This window comes from Pseudomonas sp. G7(2022) (assembly GCF_052660475.1).
This window is the reverse complement of record NZ_CP109659.1, coordinates 4,343,456-4,360,280: the sequence shown is the minus strand read 5'-3', so window position 1 is coordinate 4,360,280 and position 16,825 is coordinate 4,343,456. Positions and strand designations below refer to the sequence as shown.

5 protein-coding genes are annotated in these 16,825 nt (G+C 62.9%); 4 read left to right on the top strand and 1 reads right to left on the bottom strand.

What is annotated here, in order from left to right; all coding sequences use genetic code 11:
• Positions 1-81 precede the first annotated feature (81 nt).
• From NE357_RS19785 to NE357_RS19775, 3 genes are all read left to right on the top strand, one after another.
• Positions 82-705 carry a TetR/AcrR family transcriptional regulator gene (locus NE357_RS19785; protein ID WP_212633392.1) on the top strand — a complete coding sequence of 208 codons (624 nt, stop codon included), beginning with the start codon at positions 82-84 and terminating at the stop codon, positions 703-705.
• A 91-nt stretch (positions 706-796) separates the two neighbouring features.
• Positions 797-1,594, top strand: coding sequence for a substrate-binding periplasmic protein (locus NE357_RS19780; RefSeq protein WP_169431284.1), 798 nt, complete (start codon positions 797-799; stop codon positions 1,592-1,594).
• 87 nt (positions 1,595-1,681) lie between these two features.
• Positions 1,682-2,695, top strand: coding sequence for a GNAT family N-acetyltransferase (locus tag NE357_RS19775; RefSeq protein ID WP_169431283.1), 1,014 nt, complete (start codon positions 1,682-1,684; stop codon positions 2,693-2,695).
• 71 nt (positions 2,696-2,766) lie between these two features.
• Here the strand turns inward: NE357_RS19775 and NE357_RS19770 are convergent, their stop codons facing one another.
• Positions 2,767-3,321, bottom strand: coding sequence for an RNA polymerase factor sigma-70 (locus tag NE357_RS19770; protein WP_169431282.1), 555 nt, complete (start codon positions 3,319-3,321; stop codon positions 2,767-2,769).
• A 379-nt stretch (positions 3,322-3,700) separates the two neighbouring features.
• On the opposite strand from NE357_RS19770, the gene NE357_RS19765 reads away from it, so the two are divergent.
• Positions 3,701-16,702, top strand: a complete 13,002-nt coding sequence (locus NE357_RS19765; protein WP_169431281.1) for a non-ribosomal peptide synthetase — start codon at positions 3,701-3,703, stop codon at positions 16,700-16,702.
• Positions 16,703-16,825: the final 123 nt, after the last annotated feature.

The following is a 16,825-nucleotide window of genomic DNA, read 5'->3' as shown; positions in this document are numbered from 1 at the left end:
TCGCGGCCGGCGGCTTAAATTGCCCGCGCAACCCTGCGGTTTCAGGGCGGCAGACGACTGAACGACTGTAGGAGAGAACGGGTGGACGAGCAAAAAGCCCTGAAGGTCATGCGCGAACTGGTCGACGAAGGCCAGTTGACCGACCCGGACAGCGCTCGCGGCAAACTGCTGCAAGTGGCGGCCCACCTGTTTCGCAACAAGGGCTACGAACGCACCACGGTGCGCGACCTGGCGGGCGCCGTGGGCATTCAGTCAGGCAGCATCTTTCATCACTTCAAAAGCAAGGATGAAATCCTGCGTGCAGTGATGGAAGAAACCATCCGCTACAACACGGCGCTGATGCGGGCGGCCCTGGCCGATGCGGCCAATGTCCGCGAGCGGGTGCTGGCGCTGATCCGCTGCGAATTGCAGTCGATCATGGGCGGCAGCGGCGAAGCGATGGCGGTGCTGGTGTATGAATGGCGCTCGCTGTCCGAAGACGGTCAGGCCAAAGTGCTGGCGCTGCGGGACATCTACGAAGAACTCTGGCTGCAAGTGCTGGGCGAGGCCAAGGCGGCGGGGTTCATCCGAGGTGACGTGTTCATTACCCGACGTTTTCTCACGGGCGCGCTGTCCTGGACCACCACCTGGTTCCGCGCCGGCGGCAGTCTGAGCCTCGATCAACTGGCCGAAGAAGCGCTGATTCTGGTGCTTGAAGAAGGCTGATCACTTTCTATCGGCCCGGGAAACTGGCTAACTGGGCGAAACCGCCTAGCTTGAATGCATGGAACGGTACTTTTTCGGGGAGTGGGGTGTTTTGAAGTCTTCGTCAAATCGGACGGCCGCCGGGCTGATGCTCGCAGCGCTGGCTGCATCCTGGGTTTTGCCTGCTCAGGCGGTGCAAGTGGTTCGGGTGGGGGCTGCGCATTTCCCGCCTTACACCATTCGCCCGGAAAACGGCGCCGACACGGGGCTGCTGCCGGAATTGGTCGCTGCATTGAACAGTGCTCAGAGCGACTTCCGTTTTGAGCTTGTCCCCACCTCGATTCCACGACGGTTCGGCGATTTCAAGGAGGGCCGCACGGACATGGCGATCTTCGAGAATCCGGACTGGGGCTGGAAAGACATTCCCCACACCACGGTCGACATGGGGCTGGAGGACGCAGAGATTTTCGTCGCGGAAAACGAACCCGGTCGCCAGCAGAATTACTTCGCCGATCTCAAGGGCAAGCGCCTGGCGTTGTACAGCGGCTATCACTACGAGTTCGCCAACTTCAATGCCGACCCCAAATACCTCGCGGAAACCTACAACGCCACGCTGACCTATTCCCACGACAGCAACCTGTTGATGGTGCTGCGCGGTCGGGCGGACATTGCGCTGGTCACTCGCTCGTATCTGTTCGATTACCTGCTGCGCAACGCAAAAGTGCGTGATGAATTGCTGGTGTCTCAGCGCATCGACCAGATCTACCACCACTACGCGATTCTCAGGCCAGAGGCACCGATTACCGGCGAAGCGTTCAGCAAACTGCTGCAAGGCCTGCGTGACAGCGGGCAGATGCTGAAGATCTTCGATCCGTACAAGATCGCCGTGGTGCCGGTGCGTCGTCCATGAGTTGCGGTTTTTACCGTCCGGCCTAAATTTCCCGCCCCGGCTCACGTCCCATCGTTGAACTGTCGACGATTATCGTGAGCCCGACCCATGTCCAATCTGAATGACCTGACTGCCCTGGCCTTGCCTTCGGGCAGTCAACTGATAGCCGATGCCACTGAAAGCCGTCTGAGCCTGAGCCTGGACGGGCAACCGCTGATTCGCCTGCGCCTTGATCGTGAAGGCCAGGGGCCGATCCAGATCGATGAACGTTATGCATTGCCACCGGGCCAGGCGCTGTGGGCGGCCTGTTATTGGCTGTTTGCCCGGGATTCGGCGCGTCAGCAATTGATCTGGCAACTGGATCAGGCGCCGACCGAAGCCTTGCTCAGCGGTTTGCTGGTGAGCACGGACGTGGCGGGCGAGTATCGCTGTGAACGCACGCTCTTCTGGCAACTGCCGCAACCGTGGCTGGGTACTTCGCTGACCGGCAGCTACCCGCAGCAAATGGTCATCAGCAACGGCAAGCGTCATCCGCTGCGTCCGGTGAAGCCGCGAGGTGAAGTCTATCGGCGTTTCGATGCGCGTCTCGGTGCGTGGATTTCTCTGCGGACCGTGGAGATCGAGCAGGATCTGGCGCGTTTCAACCGCTGGCAGAACAGTCCGCGAGTCGCCAGTTTCTGGCAGGAAGAGGGCAGCCTGGAACAGCATCGCGAGTACCTGAGCAAGCTCGACGCCGATCCGCATACGCTGACTCTGATCGGCTGTTTCAACGACCAGCCGTTCGCTTACTTCGAAGCCTACTGGGCCAAGGAAGATCGCATCGCGCCGTTCTACGATGCCGACAATTACGACCGTGGCATTCACATGCTGGTCGGGGAAGAAGACCATCGCGGCCCGCACAAGGTGGCGAGCTGGTTGTCGGCATTGGTGCACTATCTGTTTCTGGATGATCCGCGTACTCAGCGCGTCGTCGCCGAGCCGCGTGCCGACAACGCGAAGATGATCGGCCACATGCACAACCAGTGCTTCCACTGCGAAAAGGAGTTCGACTTCCCGCACAAGCGTGCGGCGTTGATGATCCTGGGGCGCGAGCGGTTTTTTGATCGCTGCAAACTGGCGTGACGTTTCGCTGAAACAAAAAAAGATCGCAGCCCTTCGACGAAGGCTGCGATCTTTTTTTGGGTGGCCTGCTGTCAGCGACGGTTTGCGGTCATGACATCTGCACGGCTGCCCGACACCTTGCGGCAATGCACCAGCGCATCGCGAATCATGAAATTGACCAGGGTCGGCGAAACGCCGAGTTCCTTGGCGATGTCCTTTTGCGGTACGCCGTGCAGACGGTACATCTCGAAGGCGTAGCGCGTGCGGACCGGCAGCTCGGTCAATGCATCGGCAATGTGTTCCAGGGTCGAGAAGTTGATGTGCGAGGTTTCCGGCGAAGCGCCCTGAATGACCACGTTCAACCCTTCCTCCTCGGGGCCGGCGTACTTCTGCTCCAGCGCCTGTTTGCGGTAGTGATCGATGGCCAGATTGCGCACGATCTGGAACAGATAACTCAGCTGGGCCTTGATCGACGACGTGATCGGCGGCGCCGATTGCAGTCGGAAGAACGCATCCTGCACCACATCTTCGGCGCGTGACCGGCAGCCGGTAATGCGAGCTGCAATCTTGACCAGAATCAGTCGATTGTCGACGAATGCCTGAAGTAGCGGTGAATCGCACCTGCTTGTGGATACTTGTTCCGTCATGGAAATCACCTTGCTGCCAATAGGTTAGTGGGACGTCTGGGGGACGGGCCGTCCTACACATCGAGCGACAAATTATGTTGAATGATAATGATTGTCAATTGAGAAAGAGAACTAATGATCCATAACGGTGCGAACTGAGAACTGCGACACGCCGCCGCACTCGTCCACGCGCCCAGCCCCATTGGCGATCCTGCCCGCCGACTAATTATTTCAAGACGTCATCCGTTCTCATTGGTGAATGGATCCGGGTACGCAGCCCCGGACCTACCGCATTCCAATGCCTTGCACGGTCGGCGAAGACCGTGTCCCGCATGCCTTGCACGGGCATGCCGCAGCCAACCCGATTCCACCAGCAAGCCGAATTCAGGCAGGAAACCTCATGACCGACGCGTTCGAACTCCCCAGCACCCTGGTCCAAGCCCTTCAGCGCCGCGCGGCCCTGACGCCGGATCGGCTGGCCTTGCGCTTTCTCGCCGAAACCGAGGAGCAGGCTGTGGTGCTCAGTTATCGCGAACTCGATCAGCGCGCCCGCACCATCGCCGCGGCGTTGCAGGCCGAGGCCGGATTCGGTGATCGCGCGGTGCTGCTGTTTCCCAGCGGCCCGGATTACGTCGCGGCGTTCTTCGGTTGCCTGTACGCGGGTGTGATCGCGGTGCCGGCCTATCCGCCGGAATCGGCCAAGCGTCACCATCAGGAGCGCCTGCTGTCGATCATCGCCGACGCCGAACCGCGTCTGCTGCTGACCAGCGCCGGCCTGCGCGATGCCTTGCAGCAAATCGAAGGCGCGCCGCCGCTGTTGTGCGTCGACACCCTCGAAAACGCGCTGGCCGAGCGTTGGGTCGAGCCGACCTTGCCGCAAGACCACATCGCTTTCCTGCAATACACCTCCGGCTCCACCGCGCTGCCCAAAGGCGTGCAGGTCAGCCACGGTAATCTGGTGGCCAATGAACTGCTGATTCGCCACGGTTTCGGCATCGACGTGAACCCGGACGACGTGATCGTCAGCTGGCTGCCGCTGTACCACGACATGGGCCTGATCGGCGGTCTGCTGCAACCGATCTTCAGCGGCGTACCGTGCATCCTGATGTCGCCGGCATACTTCCTCGGCCGGCCGTTGCGCTGGCTCGAAGCGATCAGCCAATACGGCGGCACCATCAGCGGCGGACCTGACTTTGCCTATCGACTGTGCAGCGAACGGGTCAGCGAATCGGCGCTGGAACGCCTCGACCTGAGTCGCTGGCGCGTCGCCTATTCGGGTTCCGAACCCATCCGTCTCGACACCCTCGAACGCTTCGCCGAGAAATTCACCGCGTGCGGTTTCAGCGAAGACAGCTTCATGGCGTCCTACGGTCTGGCCGAAGCGACCCTGTTCGTCGCCGGCACACCGCGCGGCACAGGGATTCCTGCATTGCGCGTCGACGATCAGGCTCTCGCGCAGAACCGCGCCGAAGCGGGCGAGGGCAGCCCGATCATGAGTTGTGGCATCAGCCAGCCCGATCATGCGGTGCTGATCGTTGAGCCGAGCACGCTTGAAGCGCTGGCCGACAACGCCGTCGGCGAAGTCTGGGCAACCGGCCCGAGTATCGCCCTCGGCTACTGGCGCAACCCCGAGGCGACTGCCAAGACCTTCGTCCAGCACGCCGGCCAGACCTGGCTGCGTACCGGTGACCTGGGCTTCATTCGCGGCGGCGAACTGTTCATCACCGGTCGCCTGAAAGACATGCTGATCGTGCGCGGTCACAACCTCTATCCGCAGGACATCGAGAAGACGGTCGAGAACGAAGTGGAGGTGGTGCGCAAGGGCCGTGTCGCAGCATTCGCGGTCAATCAGAATGGCGAAGAAGGTATCGGCATCGCGGCGGAAATCAGCCGCAGCGTGCAGAAAATCCTCCCGCCCGAAGCGCTGATCAAAGCCATTCGCCAGGCCGTGGCCGAGACGTATCAGGAAGCACCGAGCGTGGTGGTGCTGCTGAACCCGGGCGCGCTGCCGAAGACTTCCAGCGGCAAGCTGCAACGTTCGGCCTGCCGCAATCGCCTGGCGGACGGCAGCCTCGACAGCTACGCCGTATTCCCATCAGGCACTGCTGAAACCGCTCATGAGTCGACCGCGTCCGCCTCCGAACTGGAAACGCTGATCGGCAAAATCTGGGCTGAGCAACTGAACGTCCAGCAAGTCAACGCCGACGATCACTTCTTCCTGCTCGGCGGTAACTCAATCGCCGCCACCCAAGTGATCGCCAAGGTTCGCGAAGAGCTGAGCCTGGAGCTGAACCTGCGCATGTTGTTCGAAGCGCCGACCCTGTCCGCTTTCGCCGTTGCCGTGGCGCAGCAGCAACAGGACGGCGGCAGCGCCCAGGGGGAAATCACTGCGTTGTCGCGCAACGAAGCACTGCCGCAATCCCTTGCGCAAAACCGTCTGTGGATCACCTGGCAGCTCGATCCGCAAAGCAGCGCCTACAACATTCCCGGCGCCCTGCGCCTGCGTGGCGAACTGGACGAGGATGCCCTGCGCGCCAGTTTCCAACAACTGATCGAGCGCCACGAATCCCTGCGCACGCGCTTCTTCGAACGCGACGGTGTGGCCCTGCAACAGGTCGAAGCGGCGGGCGAGTTCAACCTGCAACTGATTGACATCAGCGGCCTGCCGGCCAGCGAACGTGAAGCCCGCGCACAACAGATCCGCGAAGACGAAGCCCGCACCCGGTTCGATCTGGAGAAAGGCCCGCTGCTGCGGGTGACGCTGGTTCGCTTCGACGACGAAGATCACCAACTGCTGGTGACGATGCACCACATCATCGCCGACGGCTGGTCGCTGAATGTGCTGATCGACGAGTTCTCGCGTCTGTACGCCGCCGCTTCCCAAGGCCAGCGTGTCGAGCTGGCGCCGCTGCCGACCCAATACGCCGATTACGGCAGCTGGCAGCGCCAATGGCTGGCGCAAGGCGAGGGCGGGCGACAACTGGCGTACTGGAAAGCGCAGTTGGGTGATGAGCATCCAACGCTGGAACTGGCGACTGACCATCCGCGTTCTGCCAAACAGATTCACAGCGCTGCACGCCACAGCGTTCGACTGGGGACCAGCCTCAGCGATGCAATCCGCCAGACTGCCCAGGCCCATCAATCCACGCCGTTCATGTTGTTGCTCTCGGCGTTCCAGAGTCTTTTGCATCGCTACAGCGGCCAACGCGACATCCGCATCGGCGTACCCAACGCCAACCGTCCGCGTCTGGAAACCCAAGGCCTGATCGGCTTCTTCATCAACACCCAGGTGCTGCGCGCCGACGTCGATTCGCGACTGCCGTTCACCGAACTGCTGGCGCAAACCCGTCAGGCTGCGCTTGATGCTCAGGCGAATCAGGACCTGCCGTTCGAACAACTGCTCGAAGCCTTCCCGCAGGCCCGCGAACAAGGTCTGTTTCAGGTCATGTTCAACCATCAGCAACGCGACCTGAGTGCGCTCAAACGTCTGCCGGGCCTGCTCGCCGAAGAACTGCCGTGGCACAGCCGCGAGGCCAAGTTCGATCTGCAATTGCACAGCGAAGAAGACCGTAATGGTCGCCTGAGCCTGTCGTTCGACTATGCCGATGAACTGTTCGACGCGACGACCATCGAGCGCCTTGCCGAACATTTCAGCAACCTGTTGCGTGCTGTCTGCGAACGCCCGGAGCAGGCCATCGGTGACCTGCCGCTGCTGACCGGCGGCGAATATTCTCAGCAAGACGCGTGGAGCGTCGCCCCGTGCACCCCGGCGCAACAATGGCTGCCGGAGCTGCTGAATGATCAAGCGCGTCAGACGCCTGATCGCACCGCGCTGGTGTGGGACGGCGGCAGCCTCGACTTCGCTGAACTGCACGCCCAGGCCAACCGTCTCGCCCATTACCTGCGCGACAAAGGCGTCGGCCCGGACGTCTGCGTGGCGATCGCCGCCGAGCGTTCGCCGCAACTGTTGATCGGTCTGCTGGCGATCATCAAGGCTGGTGGCGCCTACGTGCCGCTGGACCCGGATTACCCGGCCGAGCGCCTGGCCTACATGCTCAGCGACAGCGGTGTCGAACTGCTGCTGACCCAGACTGCATTGCTCGACCGCTTGCCGGCCAGGGAAGGCGTCAGCATGATCGCCATGGACACCCTGCACCTGGAAAACTGGCCGAGCCAGGCGCCGGGCCTGCACCTGCACGGCGACAACCTCGCCTACGTGATTTACACCTCCGGTTCCACCGGCCAGCCGAAAGGCGTGGGCAACACTCACGCGGCGCTGGCCGAACGGCTGCAATGGATGCAGAACACGTATCGTCTGGACCATACCGACGTGCTGATGCAAAAGGCGCCGATCAGTTTTGATGTGTCGGTGTGGGAATGCTTCTGGCCGCTGATCACCGGCGCGCGCCTGCTGATCGCCGGCTCCGGCGAACACCGCGATCCGCATCGCATTGCGCAGCTGGTTCAACAGTACGGCGTGACCACGCTGCACTTCGTGCCGCCGCTGCTTTCGCTGTTCATCGATGAACCGTTGAGCGCCGAATGCACCAGCCTGCGTCGCGTATTCTCCGGCGGTGAAGCGCTGCCGGCGGAATTGCGCAACCGCGTGCTGGCGCAACTGCCGGCGGTGCAACTGCACAACCGTTATGGCCCGACCGAAACCGCGATCAACGTCACCCATTGGCATTGCAGTGTGGCCGATGGCGAGCGTTCGCCGATTGGCCGTCCGCTGGGCAACGTGGTCTGCCGCGTGCTCGACAGCGATCTCAATCCAGTGCCGTCCGGTGTGCCGGGTGAACTGTGCATCAGCGGCATCGGTCTGGCCCGTGGTTACCTCGGTCGCCCGGCGCTGACCGCCGAGCGTTTCGTGGTCGATCCGCTGGGCGAGCAGGGCGCACGCCTATACCGCACCGGTGACCGCGCACGCTGGACCCACGATGGCGTGATCGAATACCTCGGCCGTCTCGATCAGCAGGTCAAACTGCGCGGCTTCCGCGTCGAACCGGAAGAAATCGAAGCCCGTCTGCTCGTTCAGGATGGTGTGGCCCAGGCCGCCGTGCTGGTGCGTGAAACCGTCGCCGGCCCGCAACTGATCGGCTACTTCACAGCCGCGGACGCCAATGAAGATCAGGACGCGCAAATCGCTCGCCTGAAAACCGCACTGGCCGCCGAACTGCCGGAATACATGGTCCCGGCACAACTGATGCGTCTGGACGAAATGCCCCTGAGCCCGAGCGGCAAACTCGACCGCCGCGCCTTGCCCGAGCCGCAATGGCAGGTGCGCGAACACGTCGAGCCGGTCACCGAGCTGGAACAACAGATCGCCGCGATCTGGCGCGAAGTGCTGGGCCTGAAACAGGTCGGACTGCGCGACGACTTCTTCGCCCTCGGCGGTCACTCGCTGCTGGCCACGCAGATCATTTCCCGCACCCGTCAGGCCTGCGACGTCGAATTGCCGCTGCGTGCCTTGTTCGAACACAGCGAACTGGGTGATTTCGCCGAACAGATCCGCCAGATCCAGGCCAGCGGCCGTACCAACAAACAGCCGCCGATCGCCAAGGTTGATCGCAGCAAACCGGTGCCGCTCTCCTATTCCCAACAGCGCATGTGGTTCCTCTGGCAGATGGAGCCGGACAGCCCTGCGTACAACGTCGGCGGCATGGCGCGGCTGCGTGGCGTCTTGCATGTCGAGCGTTTCGAAGCGGCGCTGCAAGCGCTGATCCTGCGCCACGAAACCCTGCGCACCACGTTCCCGAGCATCGACGGCGTGGCCCGTCAGCAGGTGCATGCCGAGACCGGCGTGCGCATGGACTGGAAGGATTTCTCGACACTCGCCGCCGATGTGCGCGAACAGAAAGTCCAGCAACTGGCCGACGACGAAGCGCACCTGCCGTTCGATCTGGAGACCGGCCCGCTGCTGCGCGCCTGCCTGGTCAAGACCGCCGAGCACGAGCATTACTTCGTCCTGACCCTGCACCACATCGTCACCGAAGGCTGGGCGATGGACATCTTCGCCCGGGAACTCAGCGGGCTGTATGAAGCGTTCGTCGATGACCGCGAATCGCCGCTGGAACCGCTGCCGGTGCAGTACCTCGACTACAGCGTGTGGCAGCGCAACTGGCTGGAGTCCGGCGAGCGTCAGCGTCAGCTCGACTACTGGACCGCGCAACTGGGCCGCGTACATCCACTGCTGGAACTGCCGGGCGACCGTCCGCGTCCGCCGGTGCAAAGTCACCGGGGCGAGCTGTTCCGTTTTGACCTCAACGACGACCTCGCTGCCCGCGTCCGGACATTCAACGCGCAGAACGGCCTGACCCTGTTCATGACCATGACCGCCGCACTCGCGACCCTGCTTTACCGCTACAGCGGCCAGACCGACCTGCGCATCGGCGCGCCGGTCGCCAACCGTATCCGCCCGGAAAGCGAAGGGCTGATCGGTGCGTTCCTCAACACTCAAGTGCTGCGTTGCCAGCTCGACGGCCAGATGTCGGTCGGCGAATTGTTCGAGCAAGTGCGCCATACCGTGATCGAAGGTCAGTCCCATCAGGACCTGCCGTTCGACCATCTGGTAGAGGCGTTGCAGCCACCGCGCAGCGCCGCCTACAACCCGTTGTTCCAGGTGATGTGCAACGTGCAGCGCTGGGAATTCCAGCAGAGCCGCATGCTCGCCGGCATGACTGTCGAGTACCTGGCCAACGATGCGCGGGCGACCAAGTTCGACCTCAACCTGGAAGTCACCGACCTCGACCATCGCCTCGGTTGCTGCCTGACTTACAGCACCGACCTGTTCGACGAACCGACGATTGCACGCATGGCCAGGCACTGGCGCAACCTGCTGGAAGCGCTGATCGCCGACCCGCAGCAGCGCCTCAGCGAATTGCCATTGCTCGATGCACCTGAGCAACAACAGTTGCTCGACAGCCTTGGCGTCGAGCCGGGCGAGCATCGTCTCGACCAGTGCATCCATCACCTGTTCGCCGAACAGGCGCTGGCGCGCAAAGATGCGCCGGCCCTGACCTTCGCCGGGCGAACCCTGAGCTACGCCGAACTCGACGCCCGTGCCAATCGTCTGGCCTGGGCCCTGCGTGAGCGTGGCGTCGGCCCGCAAGTGCGGGTCGGTCTGGCGCTGGAGCGTTCGCTGGAAATGGTCGTCGGCCTGCTGGCGATCCTCAAGGCCGGCGGCGCCTATGTGCCGCTGGATCCGGAATACCCGCTCGACCGTTTGCATTACATGATCGAAGACAGCGGCGTCGGCCTGTTACTCAGTGACCGGGCGATGTTCAAGGCCCTCGGTGAATTGCCGCCGAACGTGGCGCGCTGGTGCCTGGAAGATGACAGCGCCGCGCTGGCCGATTACCCGGCTACCGAACTTCCGTTCATCAGCCTGCCGCAGCATCAGGCGTACCTGATTTACACCTCGGGTTCCACCGGCAAGCCGAAAGGCGTGGTGGTGTCCCACGGTGAAATCGCCATGCACTGCCAGGCGGTGATCGAGCGTTTCGGCATGCGCCCGGACGACTGCGAACTGCACTTCTATTCGATCAACTTCGACGCCGCCACCGAGCGTCTGCTGGTGCCGCTGCTCAGCGGCGCGCAGGTGGTGCTGCGTGCGCAAGGTCAGTGGGACGCGGAAGAAATCTGCGGCCTGATCCGCGAACACCGGATCAATATTCTCGGCTTCACCCCGAGTTACGGCAGCCAGTTGGCGCAGTTCCTCGCCACGCAAAACGACATCCTCCCTGTGCGGATGATCATCACCGGCGGCGAAGCGCTGACCGGCGAACACCTGCAACGGATTCGTGCAGTATTCAAGCCGAGCCTGTTCTTCAACGCCTACGGCCCGACCGAAACCGTGGTCATGCCGCTCGCCAGTCTCGCGCCAGAAGTGCTGGAAGAGGGCGCCGGCAGCGTGCCGATCGGCAGTGTGATCGGTGATCGCGTGGCCTACATTCTCGACGCCGATCTGGCGTTGGTGCCGCAAGGCGCGACCGGTGAATTGTTCGTCGGCGGCGCCGGCCTGGCCCAGGGTTATCACGACCGTGCGGGCATCAGCGCCGAGCGTTTTGTCGCCGACCCGTTTGCCGCCAATGGCGGGCGCATGTACCGCACCGGCGACCTGGTGCGCCAGCGCGCCGACGGTCTGGTGGAGTATCTGGGGCGGATCGACCATCAGGTGAAGATCCGTGGTTTCCGGATCGAACTGGGCGAGATCGAAACGCGCCTGCTCGATCACGACTCGATCCGCGAAGCGGTGGTGCTGGCGCTGGAGGCACCGAGTGGCAAGCAACTGGTCGGCTATCTCGTGACCGAGGTCGCTTCGCGAAGCGAAGCCGAGCAAGCCGAACTGCGCGAAGCCCTGAAGGCGCACCTGAAGACGCAACTGCCGGACTACATGGTGCCGACGCATCTGATTCTGCTGGCGAGCATGCCGCTGACCGCCAACGGCAAACTCGATCGCCGCGCCTTGCCGGCACCGGACCCGGAGCTCAACCGTCAGGATTACGTGGCGCCAAGCAACGAGCTGGAGCAGACCCTGGCGCAGATCTGGTGCGAAGTGCTCAACGTCGAGCAGGTCGGTCTGAACGACAATTTCTTCGAACTGGGCGGCGACTCGATCCTGTCGATTCAAGTGGTCAGCCGGGCACGGCAGCAGGGCATTCACTTCAGCCCTCGCGACCTGTTCCAGCACCAGACCGTGCAGACGTTGGCGGCTGTCGCCAGCCGCAGTGAAACCGTGACCGCCGAGCAAGGTCTGGTGACTGGCGAATCGCGTCTGACGCCGATCCAGCACTGGTTCTTCGACACCGAAATTCCCGAGCGTCAGCACTGGAACCAAGCGTTGCTGCTGGAGCCGACGGTTGCGCTGGAACCGCATCGTCTGGAGCAAGCGCTGTTGGCGGTAATCGAGCAGCATGACGCCCTGCGTCTGCGCTTCAGCGAGGTCAACGGCGCATGGCAGGCAACCCATCAACCGGTGAACGATGCCGCCGTACTGTGGCAAGTCCGCGTGCCGTCGATGGACAAGTGCACCGAGCTGTTCGCCGATGCTCAGCGCAGTCTCGACCTCACCCAGGGCCCGCTGCTGCGCGCAGTGCTGGTCGAGGGGCTGGACGCTCAGCAACGGCTGTTCATTGCGATTCATCACCTGGTGGTCGACGGTGTGTCGTGGCGCGTTCTGCTCGACGATCTGCAAACTGTGTATCACCAACTCGACGCCGATCAGTCGGTGAAACTGCCGGCGAAAACCAGCGCCTTCAAGGACTGGTCGGCGCGCTTGCAGGCTTACGCCGGCAGCGAATCCCTGCGTGAAGAACTGAGCTGGTGGCAGGCGCAACTGGCCGGTCCGAACGCCGATTTGCCGTGCGAACGTCCCGAGGGCGGTCGCGAGAATCGTCACGCGCAAACCGTCAGCGTGCGTCTGGATGCCGAGCGCACCAAGCAGCTATTGCAACAGGCACCGAGCGCCTACCGCACGCAGGTCAACGACCTGTTGCTGACCGCGCTGGCCCGCGTGCTGTGCCGCTGGAGCGGGCAGCCATCGGCGCTGATTCAACTGGAAGGCCACGGCCGCGAAACCCTGTTCGACGAGATCGACCTGACCCGCACCGTCGGCTGGTTCACCAGCGCTTATCCGTTGCGCCTGACCCCGCACAACATCGAAGAAGCGGCCGGGCAGGGCGCTTCGATCAAGGCGATCAAGGAACAACTGCGTGCCGTGCCGCACAAAGGTCTGGGTTACGGCGTGCTGCGTTATCTCGCCGATGACGTCAGTCGTCAGAGCATGGCGGCGTTGCCGAACGCGCCGATCACCTTCAACTACCTCGGCCAGTTCGACCAGAGCTTCGGCAGCGACGCGCTGTTCCGTCCGCTGGATGAATCGGTCGGCGCGGCCCACGATCCACACGCACCGTTGCCGAACGAGTTGAGCGTCGACAGTCAGGTGTATGGCGGTGAGCTGCTGCTGCGCTGGACGTTCAGCGCCGAACGCTACGACGCGCAGACCATCAACGAGCTGGCCGATGCCTACGTCGGCGAGTTGCAGAGCCTGATCGAACATTGCCTGCAGGACGAGGCCGGTGGCCTGACGCCGTCGGACTTCCCGCTGGCGAAACTGACCCAGGCTCAACTTGACGCACTGCCGGTGCCGGCGGCGCACATCGAAGACGTGTACCCGCTGACGCCGATGCAGGAAGGCATGCTGCTGCACACCTTGCTAGAACCGGGCACCGGTCTGTACTACATGCAGGATCGCTACCGCATCAACAGCGAACTCGACCCCGAGCGTTTCGCCCAGGCGTGGCAGGCGGTGGTCGCTCGTCACGAAGCGTTGCGTGCATCGTTCTGCTGGAACGTCGGCGAAGACATGTTGCAAGTGATCCACACTCCGGGTCGCACGCCGATCGAGTACCTGGACTGGAGCGCCATTGCTGACGTGGAGCAGGAACCGAAACTGCAAGCGCTGCTCAAGGCCGAGCGCGAAGCCGGGTTCGATCTGCTCAATCAGGCACCGTTCCACCTGCGCCTGATCAAGGTCGGCGCGGCGCGCTACTGGTTCATGATGAGCAACCACCACATCCTGATCGATGCCTGGTGCCGTTCGCTGCTGATGAACGACTTCTTCGAGATCTACACCGCGCTGGGCGAAGGTCGCCAAGCGCAACTGGCAGTGCCGCCGCGCTACCGCGATTACATCGGCTGGCTGCAACGCCAGAGCCTGGCCGAAGCGCGGCAGTGGTGGCAGCAGAACCTGCAAGGCTTCGAGCGCACCACGCCGATCCCGAGCGACCGTCCGTTCCTGCGTGAACACGCCGGCGAAAGCGGCGGCATGATCGTTGGCGACCGCTACACCCGACTCAAAGTCGAGGACGGCGCTCGTCTGCGCGAACTGGCTCAGGCTCATCAGCTGACCATCAACACCTTCGCCCAGGCGGCTTGGGCGCTGGTGCTGCGCCGCATGAGCGGTGATCGCGACGTGCTGTTCGGCGTGACCGTGGCCGGGCGTCCGGTGGAGATGCCGGAGATGCAATGCACCGTCGGACTGTTCATCAACAGCATCGCGCTGCGGGTGCAGATCCCGGCGGACGACCAGCGCGCCAGCGTGCGTCAGTGGTTGAGCGGTCTGCTCGACAGCAACATGCAATTGCGCGAGTACGAATACCTGCCGCTGGTGAACATCCAGGAACAAAGCGAACTGCCGAAAGGCCAGCCGCTGTTCGACAGCCTGTTCGTGTTCGAAAACGCCCCGGTAGAAGTCTCGGTACTGGACCGTGCGCAGAGCCTCAACGCGACCTCGGACTCGGGCCGTACCCACACCAACTTCCCGCTGACCGCCGTTTGCTATCCGGGCGACGACCTGGGTCTGCATCTGTCTTACGACCAGCGTTATTTCGACGAGTCGACCATCGAACGCATGCTCGGCGAGTTCAAGCGTCTGTTGCTGGCGCTGGTCGACGGCTTCCATGGCGACATGGCTGACCTGCCGCTGCTGGGCCATGAGGAACAGGACTTCCTGCTCCACGGCTGCAACCAGAGCGAGCACGACTATCCGCTGGAACAAAGCTACGTCGAGTTGTTCGAAGCGCGGGTCGCGCAACATCCGCAACGCACCGCCGCCAGTTGCCTCGATCAGCAACTGAGCTATGCCGAGCTGAACCAGAACGCCAACCGTCTCGGCCATGCACTGGTCGCGGCCGGGGTGCAGATGGATCAACCGGTGGCGCTGTTGGGTGAACGTAACCTGGATCTGCTGGGCATGATCATCGGCAGCTTCAAGGCCGGTGCCGGTTACCTGCCGCTGGATCCGGGTCTGCCGAGCCAGCGTCTGCAACGCATCATCGAACTCAGTCGCACGCCAGTGCTGGTGTGCACCGAGGCTTGCCGTGAACAGGCGACGACCTTGCTGGATGAGTTCAGCTGCGCCAACCGCCCACGTCTGCTGGTGTGGGAAGAGGTTCAGGCCGGCGCGGTTTCGTCGGCGAATCCGGGCCTCTTCAGCGGCCCGGACAACCTGGCCTACGTGATTTACACCTCGGGCTCCACCGGATTGCCGAAAGGCGTGATGGTCGAGCAGCGCGGCATGCTCAACAACCAGTTGAGCAAGGTGCCGTACCTGAACCTGAGCGACGCCGATGTGATTGCCCAGACCGCTTCGCAAAGCTTCGACATTTCGGTCTGGCAGTTCCTCGCCGCGCCGCTGTTCGGGGCGCGGGTAGACATCGTGCCGAACACCATCGCCCACGATCCGCAAGGCTTACTGGTGCATGTTCAGCAGCAGGGCATCACCGTGCTGGAAAGTGTGCCGTCGCTGATTCAGGGCATGCTCGCTTCGGATCGCTTGAGCCTGGACGGCCTGCGCTGGATGTTGCCGACCGGTGAAGCAATGCCACCGGAGCTGGCGCATCAGTGGCTGTTGCGTTATCCGGAGATTGGTCTGGTCAACGCCTATGGCCCGGCGGAGTGCTCGGACGACGTGGCGTTCTTCCGCGTCGACATGGCCTCGACTCGCGGCAGCTACCTGCCGATCGGTACGCCGACCGACAACAACTTGCTGTACCTGCTCGATGGCGCACTGGATCTGGTGCCGTTGGGTGCGGTGGGTGAGTTGTGCGTCGCCGGTACCGGGGTCGGTCGTGGATATGTCAGCGATCCGCTGCGCACTGCGCCGGTGTTCGTGCCGAATCCGTTCGGAGCGCCGGGTGAGCGGCTGTACCGCACCGGTGACCTGGCGCGCCGCCGCAGTGACGGCGTGCTGGAGTACGTCGGTCGGGTCGACCATCAGGTGAAGATTCGCGGATACCGGATCGAGCTGGGGGAAATCGAGGCGCGCCTGCATGAGCAACCGGAAGTTCGCGACGGCGCGGTGGGTGTGCAGGAGGGCGTGAACGGTAAGCATCTGGTCGGCTACCTTGTGGCCGCAGATTGCGCACTGAATCAGAGCGAACGCCTGGAGCGGATCAAGCAGCGCCTGCGCGCCGAACTGCCGGAATACATGGTGCCGCTGCACTGGTTGTGGCTCGACCGGTTGCCGCTCAACGCCAACGGCAAACTCGACCGCAAGGCCCTGCCGGCGCTGGAAATCGGCCAGTTGCAGAGCCAGGATTACCTGGCACCGCGCAGCGATCTGGAGCAGACCCTGGCCGATATCTGGGCCGAGGTGCTGAAGGTCGAGAAGGTCGGGGTACGCGACAACTTCTTCGAACTTGGCGGCCATTCGCTGCTCGCCACGCAGATCGCTTCGCGGGTGCAGAAAGCCCTGCAACGGGACGTGCCGCTGCGCGCCATGTTCGAGTGCAGCACGGTGGAGGAACTGGCCGAATACATCGAAGGGCTGGCGGCCAGTGACATTACCGAGGAGAAGGTGGATCGGCTCAATGACCTGATGGCGGCGCTGGAAGGGCTGTAAAGCACAGCCTGCGACAATGGCTATAGAAACCTGCGTTTCGTTGTGGCCGTTGTCGCAGATCGGGCTTTGTAATCCTTTCATATCATTGACGGCCGAGGCCGGTCCGCTCAGTCTTCGGGCTCC

Bases quoted from the DNA above. Each gene is read 5' to 3' on its own strand.
- NE357_RS19775 (WP_169431283.1), top strand. From the start codon at position 1,682: ATGTCCAATCTGAATGACCTGACTGCCCTGGCCTTGCCTTCGGGCAGT.
- NE357_RS19765 (WP_169431281.1), top strand. From the start codon at position 3,701: ATGACCGACGCGTTCGAACTCCCCAGCACCCTGGTCCAAGCCCTTCAG.
- NE357_RS19770 (WP_169431282.1), bottom strand. From the start codon at position 3,321: ATGACGGAACAAGTATCCACAAGCAGGTGCGATTCACCGCTACTTCAG.